Source organism: Pseudomonas fluorescens, assembly GCF_900215245.1.
Classification (GTDB): domain Bacteria; phylum Pseudomonadota; class Gammaproteobacteria; order Pseudomonadales; family Pseudomonadaceae; genus Aquipseudomonas; species Aquipseudomonas fluorescens.
Window position 1 is genome coordinate 5809016 of the sequence record NZ_LT907842.1, and the last position, 15442, is coordinate 5824457.

Below are 15442 nucleotides of genomic sequence, written 5' to 3' on the forward strand. Positions count from 1 at the left end.
CCATCACCAAAACCTACAATAGATTCGGAACACACCGACTTGCTTATCCAGCAGCCATCACCATGATCAGACACTCGTAGCGACGAGGCTGTGCAGATGGCTTGTGGTAGGTGTCAGGGGTTGAGCGCGCGCGTTGCCGAGTGCAGGCCAGTTTCAGAAAGGTGCCCTGCGACCGGCCCTGTCGGGTACTTGCACGGCCACCGTTTCGCGCAACCAGCCTTTGAACGCGAGCATTGCCGAGGTCTCCGCGCGCGATTGCAAGCGCGTCAGCCAATAACTGCCGGTGGTAATGCCCACGTCGAAAGGTTGACGAATCACATCCGTCGCCAGTTGGCGCGAGAACATCATCGCCGGCGCCAGCGCCACGCCGATGCCCTGCAATGCGGCTTCCATCATCGCCAGCGAGGAGTCGAATACGATATTGCGCGGTATCAGGGTGTCGGCAGGCAGCCCGGCTGCCTGGAACCACAGGTTCCACTCATCGGCGCGGTAGGAGCGCAGCACGGTATGTTTGAGCACATCGGCAGGTGTGTGTAATTGCTCGGCGAGTGCCGGCACGCACAACACCGTCAACGGCGCTGCCAATAATTGGCACGCCTCGGTGCCGTGCCAGGCGCCCGCGCCGAAACGGATCGCGTAATCGAGGCCTTCGGCGGCGACGTCGACGCGGTTGTTGTGGGTCGACAGGCGCAGGTCGATAAACGGGTAGCGGCTCTGGAACTCCGGCAGGCGCGGCAGCAACCAGCCGACGGCAAAGGTGCCGACCGCGCCCACGGTGAGTACTTCGCGGTAATGCCCGCCCTCGAACTGGCCCAGGGTATGTGCAATACGGTCGAAGGTCTCGCGTAACACCGGCAGCAGGGTTTCGCCCTCACTGGTCAGCATCAGGCCGCGTGGCAGGCGTTTGAACAAGGTGACGTTCAGTTGCGCTTCCAGGCTTTTGACCTGATGGCTCACCGCCGCCTGGGTCACGCACAGTTCAATGGCGGCCCGGGTAAAGCTCAAGTGACGGGCCGACGCCTCGAATGCACGCAGGGCATTGAGCGGCAAATGCGAACGCAGCATGGCTTACCCCAAATTTTTCTAATGGCAGGTGCGAGATATCATCGTTTGTCGAAGGGGCAAAATCCACTTAGATTTGCGGCGCCTGCGCAGGCCTTGATCGTCAGAGCATCATTTATAGGGAAGCGAAGCACCATGAACCACACTGTACAAAAAATGCTGATATCGGCCTTATTGCTCGGCTCCGGCACCTGCATGGCAGACGCCGACATGCGCCAGGTCATCGACACCCGTGTGGCACCGTTGATGCAGCAGCAAGGCATTCCCGGCCTGTCCATCGCCGTGGTCAACAAGGGCAAGGCGCAATACTTTAACTACGGCGTCGCGAACAAGGACACACAACAGCCGGTGACCGAGGACACCCTGTTTGAAATCGGCTCGGTGAGCAAAACCTTCACCGCCACCCTCGGCGGTTATGCCCAGGCGACCGGCAAGCTCAAGCTCTCCGACAAGGCCAGCCAGCACTTGCCCGCGCTGGCCGGCAGCGCATTCGACCAGATCAGCCTGTTGCAACTGGCGACCTACACGCCAGGCGGCTTGCCCCTGCAGTTTCCCGACGCTGCCGACAGCGCCGAGAACATGCTCGGCTACTTCCAGCATTGGCAACCGACTTACGCGCCGGGCGCACAACGCCTGTATTCCAACCCGAGCATCGGGTTGTTCGGCTATCTGTCGGCGCAAAGCCTTGGCCAGCCGTACAACGTCGCCATGGAGAAAACCCTGCTGCCCAAGCTGGGCCTGAGCAACACCCACGTCAGCGTGCCCGCCGACAAATCCGGCCAGTACGCCCAAGGCTATGACAAGCTCCAGAAGCCTGTGCGCGTGGGCCCCGGCGCACTCGACAGCGAAGCCTATGGCATCAAGACCAGCGCCCAGGACCTGGCTCACTACGTCATGCTGAACATGCACCCGCAAACCCTGGAAAAGCCGCTGCAACAAGCCATCGCGGCCACTCACGCCGGTTACTACACCGTGAACGGCATGACCCAGGGCCTGGGTTGGGAACGCTACCCCTACCCGATCAAACTGAACGCGTTGCTGGACGGCAATTCCACGCCCATGGCGATGGAACCGCACAAGGTCAATTGGCTGACGCCCGCACAGCCGCAACCGGCCAACGTGCTGTACAACAAAACCGGCTCAACCGGTGGTTTTGGAGCGTACGTGGTGTACGTGCCGAGCAAGGATATGGGCGTGGTGATTCTGGCGAACAAGAATTACCCGAATGCTGAGCGGGTCAAGTTGGCCTATACGATCTTGAGCGCGCTGGACCACTAACGCCTGGCAAAAACCAAATGTGGGAGCGGGCTTGCTCGCGATAGCGGAGTGTCAGTCGCCGAATTCATTGGCTGACACGCCCTCATCGCGGGCAAGCCCGGCTCCCACAGGGTATTGCTGCGTTAATGAGTGCTACATCCCCAGCCAGTGCGGCAATGCCAGCGAGATAAACGGCAAATAGGTGACCATGATCAGGAACACCAGCAAGATCATCAGCCACGGCATCGCAGCCCGAATGGTCTGCCCCAGTGTCAGCCCGGTCACCGCCGAGGTCACGAACAGGTTCAACCCCACCGGCGGGTGCACCAGGCCGATTTCCATATTGACCACCATCACAATGCCCAGGTGAATCGGGTCAATACCCAGCTTCATCGCAATCGGGAAGAAGATCGGCGCCAGGATCAGCACGATGGCCGACGGTTCCATAAAGCTGCCCGCCACCAGCAGCACGACGTTGACCATGATCAGGAAGCCAATCGGTGTCAGCCCTTCAGAAATGACCCAGGCGGTAATTTCCTGCGGGATTTGCTCGGTGGTCAACACATGTGCAAAGAGCATGGCGTTGGCAATGATGAACATCAGCATGATCGCCAGCCGGCCAGACTCCAGCAGCACCTTCGGGCAGTCGCGCAGTTTCATGTCCTTGTAGATGAACAAGGCGACAAACGCCGAGTACACCGCCGCCACCGCCGCCGCTTCGGTTGGGGTGAACATGCCGCTGTAGATGCCGCCGAGGATGATCACCAGCAACAGCAAGCCCCAGAAGGCGCGACGCGCACAGCTCAACCACTCACGGAACGTCGCGCGTGGCTGTGCCGGGAGCTTTTTGATGCGCGCAACGATGTAGATCGCGACCATCAGCATCAAGCCCAACAGCAACCCCGGAATGACCCCGGCCATAAACAGCTTGCCGACCGAGGTTTCGGTGGCTGCCGAGTACACCACCATCACGATTGACGGCGGAATCAGGATGCCCAGCGTGCCGGCGTTACAGATGATCCCGGCGCCGAACTCCTTGGGATAACCCGAGCGCACCATGCCCGCCACAGCGATTGACCCCACCGCCGCCACAGTGGCGGGCGACGAGCCGGACAACGCCGCAAACAGCATGCACGCCAGCACTGCGGCAATCGCCAGGCCGCCACGGATATGGCCAACACAGGCGTTGGCGAAATCAATCAGGCGTTGCGCCACACCACCGGTGGTCATGAACGCCCCGGAGAGCAGGAAGAACGGAATGGCCAGGAAGGTGTAGGCGTCCGAGGTTTCAAACAACTTGATCGCCAGCGAACTCACCGAGTCCTGGCTGAACATCAGGATCGACACGGCGCCGGACAAGCCCAGGGAAATCGCAATCGGCACGCCGAGAAACATGAACACGAACAACAGCAGGAACAAACAGAGCACGGCCATCAGTGACGCTCCTCATGGCTGCCGGCCAACTTGCTGGCCTCACCGGCCTCGTCGGCCAACCCCAACCCGACCTGGCGGTGGGTGAACAGGCGATAGAAAATTTCCAGGTAGCGGATAAACACCAAGGCAAACCCGATGGGCACGATGATCACGATATCGCCAACGTTCACGCCGTACTGGTCGAGGTCTTCGGCGCCGATATCGGCCGTCATCACCGCACTCACCCACTTGTAGCTGGCGACCATGAACAGCCCGGCGTAGGCCAGGCAGCACAGGCACGCGAGCATGCCAAGCAGGCGTTGCACCGGGCGCTTGGTCAGTTTGACCAGTGCATCAACACCCAGGTGGCCGGCGGTGCGCACGCCGTAGGAAATGCCGAAGAAAATCAGCCAGCCGAACATGGCCTTGGTCAGCGCTACGCTCCAGGTCATGTCCTGGGCCCAGGTCATGGTGTGGTCACCAAGGGCATTGAAGAACGGGCTGCTGACGGCCCACTTGTCAGCCAGGGAGAAGAACAGTGTGTAGATGTTGTTGAGCATGACGTAGACGAATGTCACCAGGGTCATGGCGGCCAGCAGGAAGGCAATAAAGCCTTCCTCCAGGTGCTCCCAGACGCGCCTTAGCGTTTGCATGGCAAAACCTCGCGAAGCAGAGATAGGTAGGTGCAAGGCTCGGGGTGATCACCGGATCAACATCTGGGCGCGGGCTTGCGCGCGAATGCGGCGTGTCAGTCGCCAGTGTCATCCACTGACAGACTGCATTCGCGAGCAAGCCCGCGCTCACATGAGAACGCGGTACGGCCCGGAATTACAGGTTGGAAGCGTCCGCCGCCTTGATCAGGTCAGCCCCGATCTCGCCTTCGAACTTCTGCCACACCGGGCGCATGGCTTCGCGCCACAGCTGGCGTTGCTCGGGGGTCAGTTCGATGATTTCGCTGGTCTTGGCGTCGATGATTTTTTGCTTGGCCGACTGGTTCAGCGCTTCGGCCTGTTTGTTCACCTCGACCGTGACCTCCAGCATGATCTGCTCGAGGGTGGTGCGGATATCCGGTGGCAGGCCGTTCCAGAACTTGGCGTTGGTAATCACCATGTAGTCGATCAGGCCATGGTTGGACTCGGTGAAAAACTTCTGCACCTCGTTGACCTTCTGGCTTTCATAGTTCGACCAGGTGTTCTCGGTGCCGTTGACGGTGCCCGTCTGCAGGCCCTGGTAGACCTCGGCGAAACTCATCTTGCGCGGGTTGGCGCGGATCGCCTTGAACTGCTCTTCGAGCACGCTGGAGGCCTGCACGCGGAACTTCAGGCCACGGGCGTCCTTGGGCTCACGCAGGGCCTTGTTCGACGACAGTTGCTTGAGGCCGTTGTGCCAATAGGCCAGGCCGAGGATGTTTTTGTCCTGCATCGAGGTCAGCAAGGCTTTGCCCTGGGCGGCCTGGAAACGGTCGACGGCGGCCAGGTTGTTGAACAGGAACGGCAGGTCGTAGATCTGCACTTGCTTGGTGTATTGCTCGAACTTGGCCAGGGACGGCGCCAGCATCTGCACATCCCCCAGCAACAGTGCTTCCATCTCCTTGCCATCCCCGAACAGCGACGAGTTCGGGTACACCTCGACCTTGACGCGGCCCGGCAGGCGTTCTTCGGCGAGCTTCTTGAACAGCAGCGCGCCCTGGCCTTTGGGGGTGTTTTCGGCGACCACGTGGGCGAACTTGATCACAATCGGGTCCGCCGCCTGGGCCAGGCCCGCGACAAACACAGTGGCGGCGCAGAGCAGCGCCCGAGAAAGCTTGAGCATGGGGAATCACCTTTTTATTGTTGTATTGCAAGGCAAGGTGCCTGATGTAACGCGTGTAGTGAATTTCGAATTTTAGATACCTGCGTTCGGCCTGGCCGAACGCCAATGCACAGCACAATGAAGCGCCACTGTGGCCGCCGGTCTCTTCAGTTAGAGCTGGGCCGCCAGCAACCTTTGCGCGCGCAGCAGCACCGGGGCATCCACCATCTGCCCATCAATCTGATAGGCCCCTGCCCCGTGCGCACCGGCGTCCACCACGCGCTTGGCCCAGGCCAGGTCTTCGGCGCTCGGTGCCAAGGCTGCATGGATCAGTGCAACCTGCCTGGGATGAATGCACAGCGCGCCGGCAAAGCCCATTTCATAGGCATGCCGAATCGCGCGACGCAAACCTTCAGGGTCGTCGATGGCCGGGTGCACACCGTCCAGCGGCGCGACCAACCCGGCCGCGCGCGAATGCACGATCAACGTCAAGCGGGCCTGGTCGAGGGCGAATTGCGCGGCCGGAGAATGGCTGCTCAGGTTCAGGTCGAGGGCCAAGTCCAGGCCGCCAAATGACAGACGCTCAACGTGCGGCGCCTGGGCGATTTCGGCCACGGCCAGCAAACCCCGGGCACTTTCGATAATGGGCCAGATGACTTTGCCGGCGGCCGCCACCACCGCCACTTGGGCGGCACTCTCTACCTTCGGCAGCAGCACGCCCGCCACATTTGCATGGGCTTTGCAGAACGCCACATCGGCGAAATGCTCGGCATGTTCCGGCGCATTAATGCGCACCCACACCTGGGCCTCTGGATGCTGTTGCAAAAACACCCCGAGGTTATCCCGTGCCTGACGCTTGAGCGGTTCTTCCACGGCGTCTTCAAAATCCACAATCACCGCATCAGCGCCACTGGCCAACGCTTTGGCAAACCGCTCCGGGCGGCTGCCGGGGACAAACAAGGCGGAACGAACGACAGGCTTTGGCATCACTGAATTCCTTATTAAATAACGCCGCGGGTACGCAGACGGTCGATGGCGTCATCCGAATAACCGAGCTGAGCGAGGATGGCCTGGCTGTGCTGACCCAGCGCCGGCACTGCATCCATGCGTGGCGTGAAGGCGGCATTACGCGCCGGCGGCAGTAATGACGGGAGTGGACCGGCCGGGCTGGCGACTTCACGCCAGCTGTCACGCGCCTTGAGTTGCGGGTGGTCCCACACGCCTTGCATGTCGTTAACCCGTGCGCTGGCGATCTGCGCATCTTCCAGGCGCTGGATCACCGCCTCGACGTCCAGCTGCGCAAAGCTGTCATGGATAATCTGGCGCAGCGCGTCGCGGTTGGCCGAACGCTTGAAGTTGGCGCTGAAGCGCTCGTCAGTCGCCAGCGATGGGGTGAGCAGCACCTTGTCGCAAAACGCCGCCCATTCGCGCTCATTCTGCAACCCGAGCATCACCGTGCCGCCGTCGCCGGTGGGAAACGGCCCGTAAGGGTAGATCGTCGAATGCGCCGCCCCGGCACGCGGCGGCTGAGGCGCGCCGTCGAACGCGTAATACATAGGGTAGCCCATCCACTCCACCAGACTTTCCAGCATGCTCACGTCAATGCGGCTGCCCTTGCCGGTTTTACCGCGCAGCAACAACGCAGAAAGGATGCCGCTGTAGGCGTACATGCCGGCGGAGATATCGGCGATGGAGCAACCGGCCTTGGCCATCTGGTCGTCGCCCGGGCCGCCGGTGACCGACAGAAACCCGCCCTCGCTCTGGATCAGCAAGTCATAGGCCTTCTTTTTCTCGTAAGGCCCACCTTCGCCATAACCGGAAATGTCGCAGACAATCAGGCGTGGAAACCGCTCCTGCAGCGCCTCGAACGACAGGCCCATGCGCGCTGCCGCACCGGGCGCGAGGTTCTGCACCAGCACATCGGCGTCGGCCAGCAGGGTTTCGAGAATATCGCCCGCCTCGCCCTGCTTGAGGTCCAGGGTCAGGCTTTCCTTGGAACGGTTAGTCCACACGAAATGCGAGGCCAGGCCGCGTACGCGCTCGTCGTAACCACGGGCAAAGTCACCGGCCCCGGGGCGTTCGATCTTGATCACACGGGCGCCCAGGTCCGCCAACTGGCGGGTGCAAAATGGCGCCGCAATCGCGTGTTCCAGGCTGACAACGGTGATGCCGTCCAGCGGTCGTTGATTAGTCATGAAGAGTCCTCAAAGCCAGTCGGCCAGGGACGCTGCGTGGCGCAGGTTCCAGACCTTTTCAATCAGTGCGTCAGCTTCGGCCGGTGTGCGCGCGCCGCTGAATTGGGTGAGGCGCCGGAACTTATCCGCCAGTTCCACACGGCTCAGCGTGTTGCCCGGGTCACCTTTGGGCTCGTCGATGGCGCCGTGCAGCGTGCGGCCGTCGACCGTGGTGACAGTCACGCGGCCCAGCCAGCGTTGCGGGTAGGCGCGGTCGACCTCGGGGTCAAGGGTCATGCTGACCTTGTCGCGAAAGGCCCAAACAGCCGGGTCGCTCAGTGCGCATTCATGGAACTCGGTCAACCCGGCCTTGCCATGCACTGCGAGCAGGCCGAGCACGGTGCCCATGGAGAATTTGGCCTGGTGCACGCTGGTCGGCACGTTCACACGCCCCAGCACGTCGATGGCGCCTTGATGGACACGGGTTTGCACATGGGCGATCTGTTCGGCGCGCAGCCCGTTGCGCTGCATCACCTCCAACAGCGCGTCGGCGGCCGGATGGGTGTGGCGGCACGAGGCGTGGAACTTGAACGAGGTTTCCAGCAGCGCCCAACGGCTGCCGAGCTCGGCTGACAACTTGGCAGGCGTGGCGTCACTGGACATGCCCGCCGCCAGGCCCTGGTCGCCTTCAAGGATATTGCGCGCGCCGGTCAGCCCGTCCGCCGTGAGGTAGGCCGCGAGCAAGCCATCCGCCGCCGCTTTGGCGGTGTGCAATTGTTTGGAGTCGGCGGCGTCGCGCAGGAACTCCCACAGCCCGGCGGCCTGGGTGCCGGCAGTGCCCAGCAGGTTAATGAATTGCTCTTGGTTGAAATCCAGTAACTTGCCCACGGCGACAGCCGCGGCCAACGTGCCGACGGTGGCCGTGGTGTGGAAGATTCGATAGTGGGAACGCCCCATGAATTCACCGATGCGAATCCCCGCTTCATAACCGGCCACCGAGGCCAGGAGCAACGCGCGGCCGGATTTTCCGAGGTCTTGCGCGGCGGCTAACGCGGCCGGAAACACCACGGTCGCCGGGTGCAGCACGGAGCTGTTGTGCAGGTCGTCCTGCTCCACCAGGTGCGACGCCGCCGCGTTCACCAGGGCGGCGAAATACGCGCTGCTGCTGCCACCGCTGACGATGACCTGGGCCGGGCCACGGCTCGGCCCCATCTTTTGCGCATAGCGTTCGAACAACGTAATCGGGTGCGCGCCCTTGCTCGCCAAGGCAGACGCCAGCCAATCCAGATACAGGTCTTCGGCACGCGCCAGGACGTTGTCGGGCAACTGCGCGTAGCTCAACTCGGCCAGGAATCGACACAGGGCTTGGGTGTGGCTCATGGTCCGTCCCTCAGAAGCTGCGTGGCAGTTCGAGCAAATGCTCGGCCACGTAGGACAGGATCAAGTTGGTAGAGATCGGCGCCACCTGGTACAGGCGCGTCTCGCGAAATTTGCGTTCCACGTCGTACTCGCAGGCAAAGCCAAACCCGCCGTGGGTTTGCAGGCAGGCGTTGGCCGCTTCCCAAGACGCCTTGGCGGCCAGGTATTTGGCCATGTTGGCGCTCGCCCCGGCCGGCTTGCCGCTGTCGTACTCCTCGCAGGCACGCCAGCGCATCAGGTCCGCCGCTTCGATTTCGATATGCGCTTCGGCAATCGGGAACTGCACGCCCTGGTTCTGCCCGATCGGCCGGCCAAACACCACCCGGTCGCGGGCGTAGGCACTGGCCTTTTCGATAAACCAACGGCCGTCGCCAATGCACTCGGCAGCGATCAGCGTGCGTTCGGCATTCAGACCGTCGAGGATGTATTTAAAGCCCTTGCCCTCCTCACCGATCAGGCTATCGAGTGGCAGCTCCAGGTTGTCGAAGAACAGCTCGTTGGTTTCGTGGTTGACCATATTGGCGATGGGCTGCACGGTCAGGCCGTTGCCGATGGCCTCGCGCAGGTCGACGAGGAAGATCGACATGCCTTCGGACTTTTTCTTCACCTCAGCCAACGGCGTGGTGCGCGCCAGCAGGATCATCAGGTCGGAATGCTGCACCCGCGAGATCCACACCTTTTGGCCGTTGATCACGTACTTGTCACCGCGTTTGATCGCGGTGGTCTTGATTTTGGTGGTGTCGGTGCCGGTGGTGGGCTCGGTGACGCCCATCGACTGCAGGCGCAATTCACCGCTGGCCAGTTTGGGCAGATAGAAGCTTTTTTGTGCTTCGCTGCCATGCCGCAGCAAGGTGAACATGTTGTACATCTGGCCGTGAACGGTGCCGGAGTTGCCGCCGCAGCGGTTCACTTCTTCAAGAATCACCGACGCTTGCGTCAGGCCCAGACCGGAGCCGCCGTAAGCTTCAGGGATCATTGCCGACAGCCAGCCGGCGTCGGTCAGGGCTTTGACGAAGGCTTCGGGGAAGCCTTTTTGATCGTCGATCCTGCGCCAGTAAGCGGCATCGAATTCGGCGCACAACGCGCGTACACCGTCGCGAATGGCATTGAGTTCTTCGTTGTCATTGGGGTTCATTCACGGCTCTCCGCCTGGTGTTCTTGGCTTATTCGAAGTGGATTTCAGCGGTCTGCGCCAGGCCGTCGGCGTTACCGGCCCACAGTGCGGCGACGCCCGGTTCGGTAACCCGCCCGCCGACTGCAAAGGGCTGTGGCGCGATCAGCGGGCGCACGCCGCGATAGGCAAAGCGACGCACGCTCGCGTCGGGATGCGCACGGCAAAACGCGCGCAGGCTCAGCGTGGCGATCAGCGGGCCGTGCACCACCAGCCCCGAGTAGCCTTCGGTGCCGGTGACGTAGGGGTAGTCGTAATGGATGCGGTGGCCGTTGAAGGTCACGGCGCTGTAGCGAAACAGCAGGGTGGGCGTGGGGTTGATCGACTCCTGCCATTCACCTTGGGCGAGTGCCTCGCCATTGCCCTGCTTGGGTGGCGTGGGCTCGCGGTAGACGATGTCCTGTTCTTCGCGAATGGCCAGGCGACCGTCCTGGGAATAGTCATGACGCACCGTGACAAACAGCAGCGAGCCGGTGCGGCCGGTTTTTTCTTCGACGTGGGTAATGGTCGACACGCGGCTCGCCGCCTCACCGGCACGCAAGGCATGCAGGAACTCGATACGCCCACCGGCCCACATCCGATTGCGGTTATCGGCAGCAGGCAGAAAGCCGCCACGGGCCGGGTGGCCGTCGGTGCCCAAGGCCGATTCCGGCAGCGGGTCCTGGAAAAAACACCACTGCCACAGCGGCGGTAGGTCCGCGCCGTCTTCGGGCACGGCCTCGCCGAAGGTGGCGGCAATGCGCTTGAGCAGGTTATGGCTTAAATGGTCGTGGGCGGTTTCGCTTCGGCCGATCCAATCAGTGGCGCTCATCGGGTGCAGGTCCTCGGGCAGTGGGTGTCTGCTGCGGATCATGCAAGCGCCTGCCCGTTCTGAGAATTTGCATTTCAATAAACCAGCGTTCGGTTATGCTGAACGCCACTCACAACACTGCACCTTCAGGGTGGGTGTTTATTGCGATGCGATTCGTGTACACACCGGAGCCGCCATGCACTTCGATCTCGCCGACCTGCGCCTGTTTATCCATATCGCCGAATCCCCCAGCCTGACTCAGGGCGCCAAGCGTGCGTTTCTGTCGCCGGCCGCCGCGAGCGCGCGGATCAAGGCGCTGGAAGGCCAGTTGGATACGCGCCTGTTGTACCGCGACAGCCGTGGCGTGGAAATCACCCCGGCGGGCGAACGCTTGCTGCACCATGCGCGGCTGATCATGCGCCAGGTGGATTACCTGAAAAGCGAGTTCACCCAATACGGCGTGGACTCCGCCGGGCATATCCGCATCTTCGCCAACACCACGGCGGTGACCGAGTTTCTGCCGGAAGTGCTGGCGGGCTTTTTGTCCCAGCGCCCGGGCGTGACCGTCGACCTGCAAGAGCGGCTGTCCCGCGATATCGTGCGCGGCGTGCTCGATGGCACCAGCGACATGGGCATCATCGCCGGGCCGGTGGAAGCGGCGGGCTTGCAAGTGTTGCACTTCAGCACGGATCAATTGGTGTTGATGGTGCCCGTGGGCCACCCGCTGGCCAGCCAGCCCTGCGTGACCTTGGAGCAAACCCTCGCGTACCAGCATATCGGCCTGCACGAGGGCAGCACCTTGTTGAGTTTTCTGCGTGAACACGTGGAGCGCGTGGGCAAGCACTTGTCGCTGCGTATCCAGGTGTCGAGTTTCGAAGCGATCTGCCGGATGGTCGAGGCCGGCGTGGGCATCGGCATCATTCCCGAATCTGCCGCCGTGCGGCACAGCCGCACCATGCAGTTGGTGACGGTGAAGCTGGATGAGCCCTGGGCCATTCGCGAGCGCAGTATCCTGGTGCGTGAACTGGAAGCACTGCCCGGCACCATTCGCGCGTTGATTGCGACGTTGATGCCGCAAAGCGCCTAAGCTCAACAGTCACCTTGCCCGAGGAGACGCCCATGCACCTTGAAGGATCCTGCCATTGCGGCGCTGTCACGTTCAGCCTGACCAGCCAGCACCCCTACCCCTACCAACGCTGCTACTGCTCGATCTGCCGCAAGACCCAGGGCGGCGGCGGTTATGCGATCAACCTCGCGGGGGATGCGCAAAGCCTGAAGGTTCAGGGCCGCAAACACATTTCGATCTACCACGCCCGCCTCAAACCGGATGGCGCCAGCCGCGCCCATGCCAGTACTGCCGAACGGCATTTCTGCGCGCAATGCGGCAGTGCGTTGTGGCTGTTCAGCCCGGAGTGGCCGGAACTGATCCACCCCTTCGCCTGCGCCATCGACACACCGTTGCCGGTACCGCCGCAACACACGCATTTGATGCTTGGCTCCAAGGCCCCATGGGTCGAAGTCAGCGTGCGCAAAGGCGACTTGCAGTTCGATGAATACCCCGAAGAGTCCATCGCCCAGTGGCATACGCGGTTGGGGTTGACGCGTTAACAGTCTTTGACAGTTTCCCGACAAAGCTCTCAAAGATTGTTGGCCGGCTGCGCCCTAGCATTCGAGCATCCAAACCACCATCCGGGTGCTCTTCATGTTTCGCACGTTGCGCGGTATTCCGCTCTTGGGTTGCCTGCTCGGCAGTATCGGTTGCCATGTGCAACCGCCTGCCCCGCCGCCGATTCCCAAAGGCGATTACGGCGCGATCATTCGTTACCTGCAAACCCGCATTCCCCAGGACATGGCGCGTGAAAATGTACCCGGTCTGTCAATTGCGCTGGTCAACGGCCAGGAGCTGATCTGGGCGCGAGGCTTCGGTGTGGCCGACAAGGCCCAAGGGGTGCCGGTCACACCCAATACGGCGTTTCGCGCCGGCGGCATCGCCAAGCTACTCACCGCCACGGCAGCGCTGCAACTGGTCGAGCAACAGCGCCTGGCCCTGGATGCGCCGATCCAGCAGACGCTGCGCGAGTTCTACGTGCGCTCGCGCTTTCACAGCGACCCGGCGGCCGCCGACCGTGATATCACCCTGCGTCGCTTGCTCAGCCACCAGTCCGGCTTGCCCAGCGAACACCTGCGCGACCTGCGCAGCACCTTCGCCATGGGCCAGATGCCGATGCGCGTGGCCGGCGTTTGGCTGAGCAGCCCGCCAGGCTCGCAAGTCGCCTATTCCAACCTGGGTTACTCGTTGGTCGGCGCCGCGATTGAGCGCAGCAGCGGTAAAAGTTTCGAAGCCCAATTACAACGCAGCCTGCTCAAGCCACTGGAGATGAACCAGTCGAGTTTTGTCGGCACCGGTACGCAGTTGAGCTTTCGCGCCCTGGGCTACGAAGACGGTGTACCGAGTACCGATGCACACGTGCGGGACCTCGCTGCCGGGGGGTTGTGGGCAAGCCCCAAAGACCTCAGCCACTACGTGCAGATGCTGTTCGCCCAAGGCCTCTATAAAGGTCAGCGCGTGGTGGGCAGTGCATCGATTGATGAGATGTTCACCCAGCAAAACACCGGCAATGCGCTGGATTTCGATTGCCAGATGGGCCTCGGTTGGTTTTTGGCACCGTGCGGCGATGAACCGATCGGCCCCGGTGTGCGCACCTACCAGCACAGTGGCGGCGGCGACGATTTTGCCGCGCAATTGAGCGTGCTGCCGGACCAGCAATTGGCGGTGATCATCATGGCCAATGACGGCAACGCCGAAGAACTGGTCGCCCGTATGGCCACCGAAACGCTGCGCCTGATGCTGCAGGCGCAAACCGGCCAATCCATCTGCGCCGACGACTGCCAGGCACCCGAGCATGGGCTCAAGTTACGTCACGTGCCGGCCGCCATCGACCGCAAGCGCCTGGCGGGCTTTTATGCCACCGCCTGGGGTGTGTTCCGAATCAAGGATGACCATAACCGGCTGGCTGGCGAGCTGGCCGGGTTCGACTTTGAATTGTTGCGCGATGAGCACGGCTGGCTGCGCGCGCAGAAAAAAGTCCTCGGCTTCTGGCTCAAGGACCTCGGCGAACTGGGCCGCGTGCAGTTGGACGTGGTCACCGTGCAAGGCCGCCAGATGCTCACTGCCCGTAGCCACGGCCAGCGCCTTGCCATCGGTGAACGCATCGAACCGCCGCCGTTGCCAGTGGCGTGGGCTGACACCATCGGCACCTACCAGGTGCTCAGCACCCATGAGCCCGACGCGCCGTTGAGCGGTATCAGCGTGCGCCTCGAAGAAGGCTTCCTGGTGATTCGCGGCCAATTGCACAACGAGCCGCTGACCGATTACATCCTGCTCCCCGTCGACAACGCCCACGCGGTGCTGGCCGGCAACGGCTATGGCCTGGGCGACACCGTGAGCCGCCAGGTCAACGGCCTCAGCGCTTCGGGCTACGCCTTCAAACGTACGCAATCGCCCCACAACCTCTTGAGTTTCTAACACGGAAGAACCGCCTGATGCGCCCAAAAAACCTGTGCCTGTCATTCACCTCACTGTGCCTGCTCGCCGCCGCCGACACCGCGATTGCCGAAGACTGGCAATACAGCCTCAAGGCCGGCGTGGCCAACGCGCCACGCTACAGCGGCAGCGACGAACGCATGACCGCGCCAGTGCTGGGCGGCAAAATCGTCAGCCCCTGGGGAATCTTCCTCGATACCAGCAAGGGCTTGGGCTGGGGTTACGAAGGCAATGCCCTGAGTTTCAGCGCCTATGTCGGCCCCAGTGCCTCGCGCAAGGATAAAAACCAGCGTTTGCAGGCCGGCTCCAACCGCCTCATAGGCATGGGCGAGATCAAGTCGCGCGCGCAATTGGGCGTCAGTGCGGCCTACAACCTGGGCGGCGTGATAGTCGGCGCGACCCTGGAACACGCACTCAAGGAAGATGCCCACAAGGACACCGGCAAGGCTTACACCCACCTGGAACTGAACCTGGGCACCACGCTTTATGAGGGCCGCTTCGGCTCCGTCGATGCCGGCCTCAGCAGCCACTTTGGTGACCGTGAATACCTGCAGACCTGGTATGGCGTGACCACCGGCCAGGCGGCGCAAAGCCGCTTTAAGGCCTACAAGGCCGGTGCGGGCAATATCAGCAATGGCATGAACCTGGTGTGGAGCCTGCCGATCAGTGAGCACACCCAGTTCTCGACCTTGCTGGATGTGCAGTACCTGGCCGATGCCGCGGGCAAAAGCCCGATTGTGGAACGACGCTTGCAGACGTCGCTGATAGGCATTGTGGAATACACGTTCTGATCGGGTAGCACGATAAACCTGGGGGCGCTG

The 15442-nt window shown here is 62.2% G+C and carries 14 protein-coding genes; 5 read left to right on the forward strand and 9 right to left on the reverse strand.

Annotated features, from left to right (window positions below):
• Positions 1–153 precede the first annotated feature (153 nt).
• A complete protein-coding gene (locus CPH89_RS26810; RefSeq protein WP_053255808.1) occupies positions 154–1065 on the reverse strand; it encodes a LysR family transcriptional regulator in 912 nt (303 codons plus the stop codon).
• Between the two features lie 132 nt (positions 1066–1197).
• Here CPH89_RS26810 and ampC point away from each other — a divergent pair, with 132 nt between their 5' ends.
• On the forward strand, positions 1198–2340 hold the full coding sequence (gene ampC / locus CPH89_RS26815) for a class C beta-lactamase (protein WP_053255807.1): 1143 nt from the start codon (positions 1198–1200) through the stop codon (positions 2338–2340).
• A gap of 132 nt (positions 2341–2472) precedes the next feature.
• On the opposite strand, the gene dctM is transcribed toward ampC, so the two are convergent.
• From dctM to CPH89_RS26855, 8 genes are all read right to left on the reverse strand, one after another.
• A complete protein-coding gene (gene dctM / locus CPH89_RS26820) occupies positions 2473–3753 on the reverse strand; it encodes a C4-dicarboxylate TRAP transporter large permease protein DctM (RefSeq protein ID WP_053255806.1) in 1281 nt (426 codons plus the stop codon).
• The gene (locus tag CPH89_RS26825; protein WP_053255805.1) at positions 3753–4385 is read right to left on the reverse strand and encodes a TRAP transporter small permease; all 633 of its coding nucleotides are present in this window, start codon (positions 4383–4385) and stop codon (positions 3753–3755) included. The genes dctM and CPH89_RS26825 overlap by 1 nt, the downstream gene beginning before the upstream one ends.
• A gap of 175 nt (positions 4386–4560) precedes the next feature.
• On the reverse strand, positions 4561–5544 hold the full coding sequence (locus CPH89_RS26830; RefSeq protein ID WP_053255804.1) for a TRAP transporter substrate-binding protein: 984 nt from the start codon (positions 5542–5544) through the stop codon (positions 4561–4563).
• 150 nt (positions 5545–5694) lie between these two features.
• Complete coding sequence (locus CPH89_RS26835) at positions 5695–6510, reverse strand: HpcH/HpaI aldolase/citrate lyase family protein (RefSeq protein ID WP_053255803.1); 816 nt, start codon at positions 6508–6510, stop codon at positions 5695–5697.
• 14 nt (positions 6511–6524) lie between these two features.
• Positions 6525–7718 carry a CaiB/BaiF CoA transferase family protein gene (locus CPH89_RS26840; RefSeq protein ID WP_053255802.1) on the reverse strand — a complete coding sequence of 398 codons (1194 nt, stop codon included), beginning with the start codon at positions 7716–7718 and terminating at the stop codon, positions 6525–6527.
• Between the two features lie 9 nt (positions 7719–7727).
• A complete protein-coding gene (locus CPH89_RS26845) occupies positions 7728–9077 on the reverse strand; it encodes an MmgE/PrpD family protein (RefSeq protein ID WP_053255801.1) in 1350 nt (449 codons plus the stop codon).
• A 10-nt stretch (positions 9078–9087) separates the two neighbouring features.
• Positions 9088–10251, reverse strand: coding sequence for an acyl-CoA dehydrogenase family protein (locus tag CPH89_RS26850; protein WP_053255800.1), 1164 nt, complete (start codon positions 10249–10251; stop codon positions 9088–9090).
• Positions 10252–10279: 28 nt separating this feature from the next.
• Complete coding sequence (locus CPH89_RS26855; protein WP_053256499.1) at positions 10280–11098, reverse strand: HTD2 family dehydratase; 819 nt, start codon at positions 11096–11098, stop codon at positions 10280–10282.
• Between the two features lie 175 nt (positions 11099–11273).
• On the opposite strand from CPH89_RS26855, the gene CPH89_RS26860 reads away from it, so the two are divergent.
• The 4 genes from CPH89_RS26860 to CPH89_RS26875 all read left to right on the forward strand — a co-directional run bounded on the left by CPH89_RS26860 (position 11274) and on the right by CPH89_RS26875 (position 15412).
• A complete protein-coding gene (locus tag CPH89_RS26860; protein WP_053255799.1) occupies positions 11274–12164 on the forward strand; it encodes a LysR family transcriptional regulator in 891 nt (296 codons plus the stop codon).
• A gap of 32 nt (positions 12165–12196) precedes the next feature.
• Positions 12197–12685 carry a GFA family protein gene (locus CPH89_RS26865; protein WP_053255798.1) on the forward strand — a complete coding sequence of 163 codons (489 nt, stop codon included), beginning with the start codon at positions 12197–12199 and terminating at the stop codon, positions 12683–12685.
• A gap of 94 nt (positions 12686–12779) precedes the next feature.
• Positions 12780–14603 (forward strand): serine hydrolase domain-containing protein, encoded by a 1824-nt coding sequence (locus tag CPH89_RS26870; RefSeq protein ID WP_053255797.1) that lies wholly within the window; start codon positions 12780–12782, stop codon positions 14601–14603.
• A 17-nt stretch (positions 14604–14620) separates the two neighbouring features.
• Positions 14621–15412 carry a MipA/OmpV family protein gene (locus CPH89_RS26875; protein WP_053255796.1) on the forward strand — a complete coding sequence of 264 codons (792 nt, stop codon included), beginning with the start codon at positions 14621–14623 and terminating at the stop codon, positions 15410–15412.
• The last annotated feature ends 30 nt before the right edge of the window (positions 15413–15442 follow it).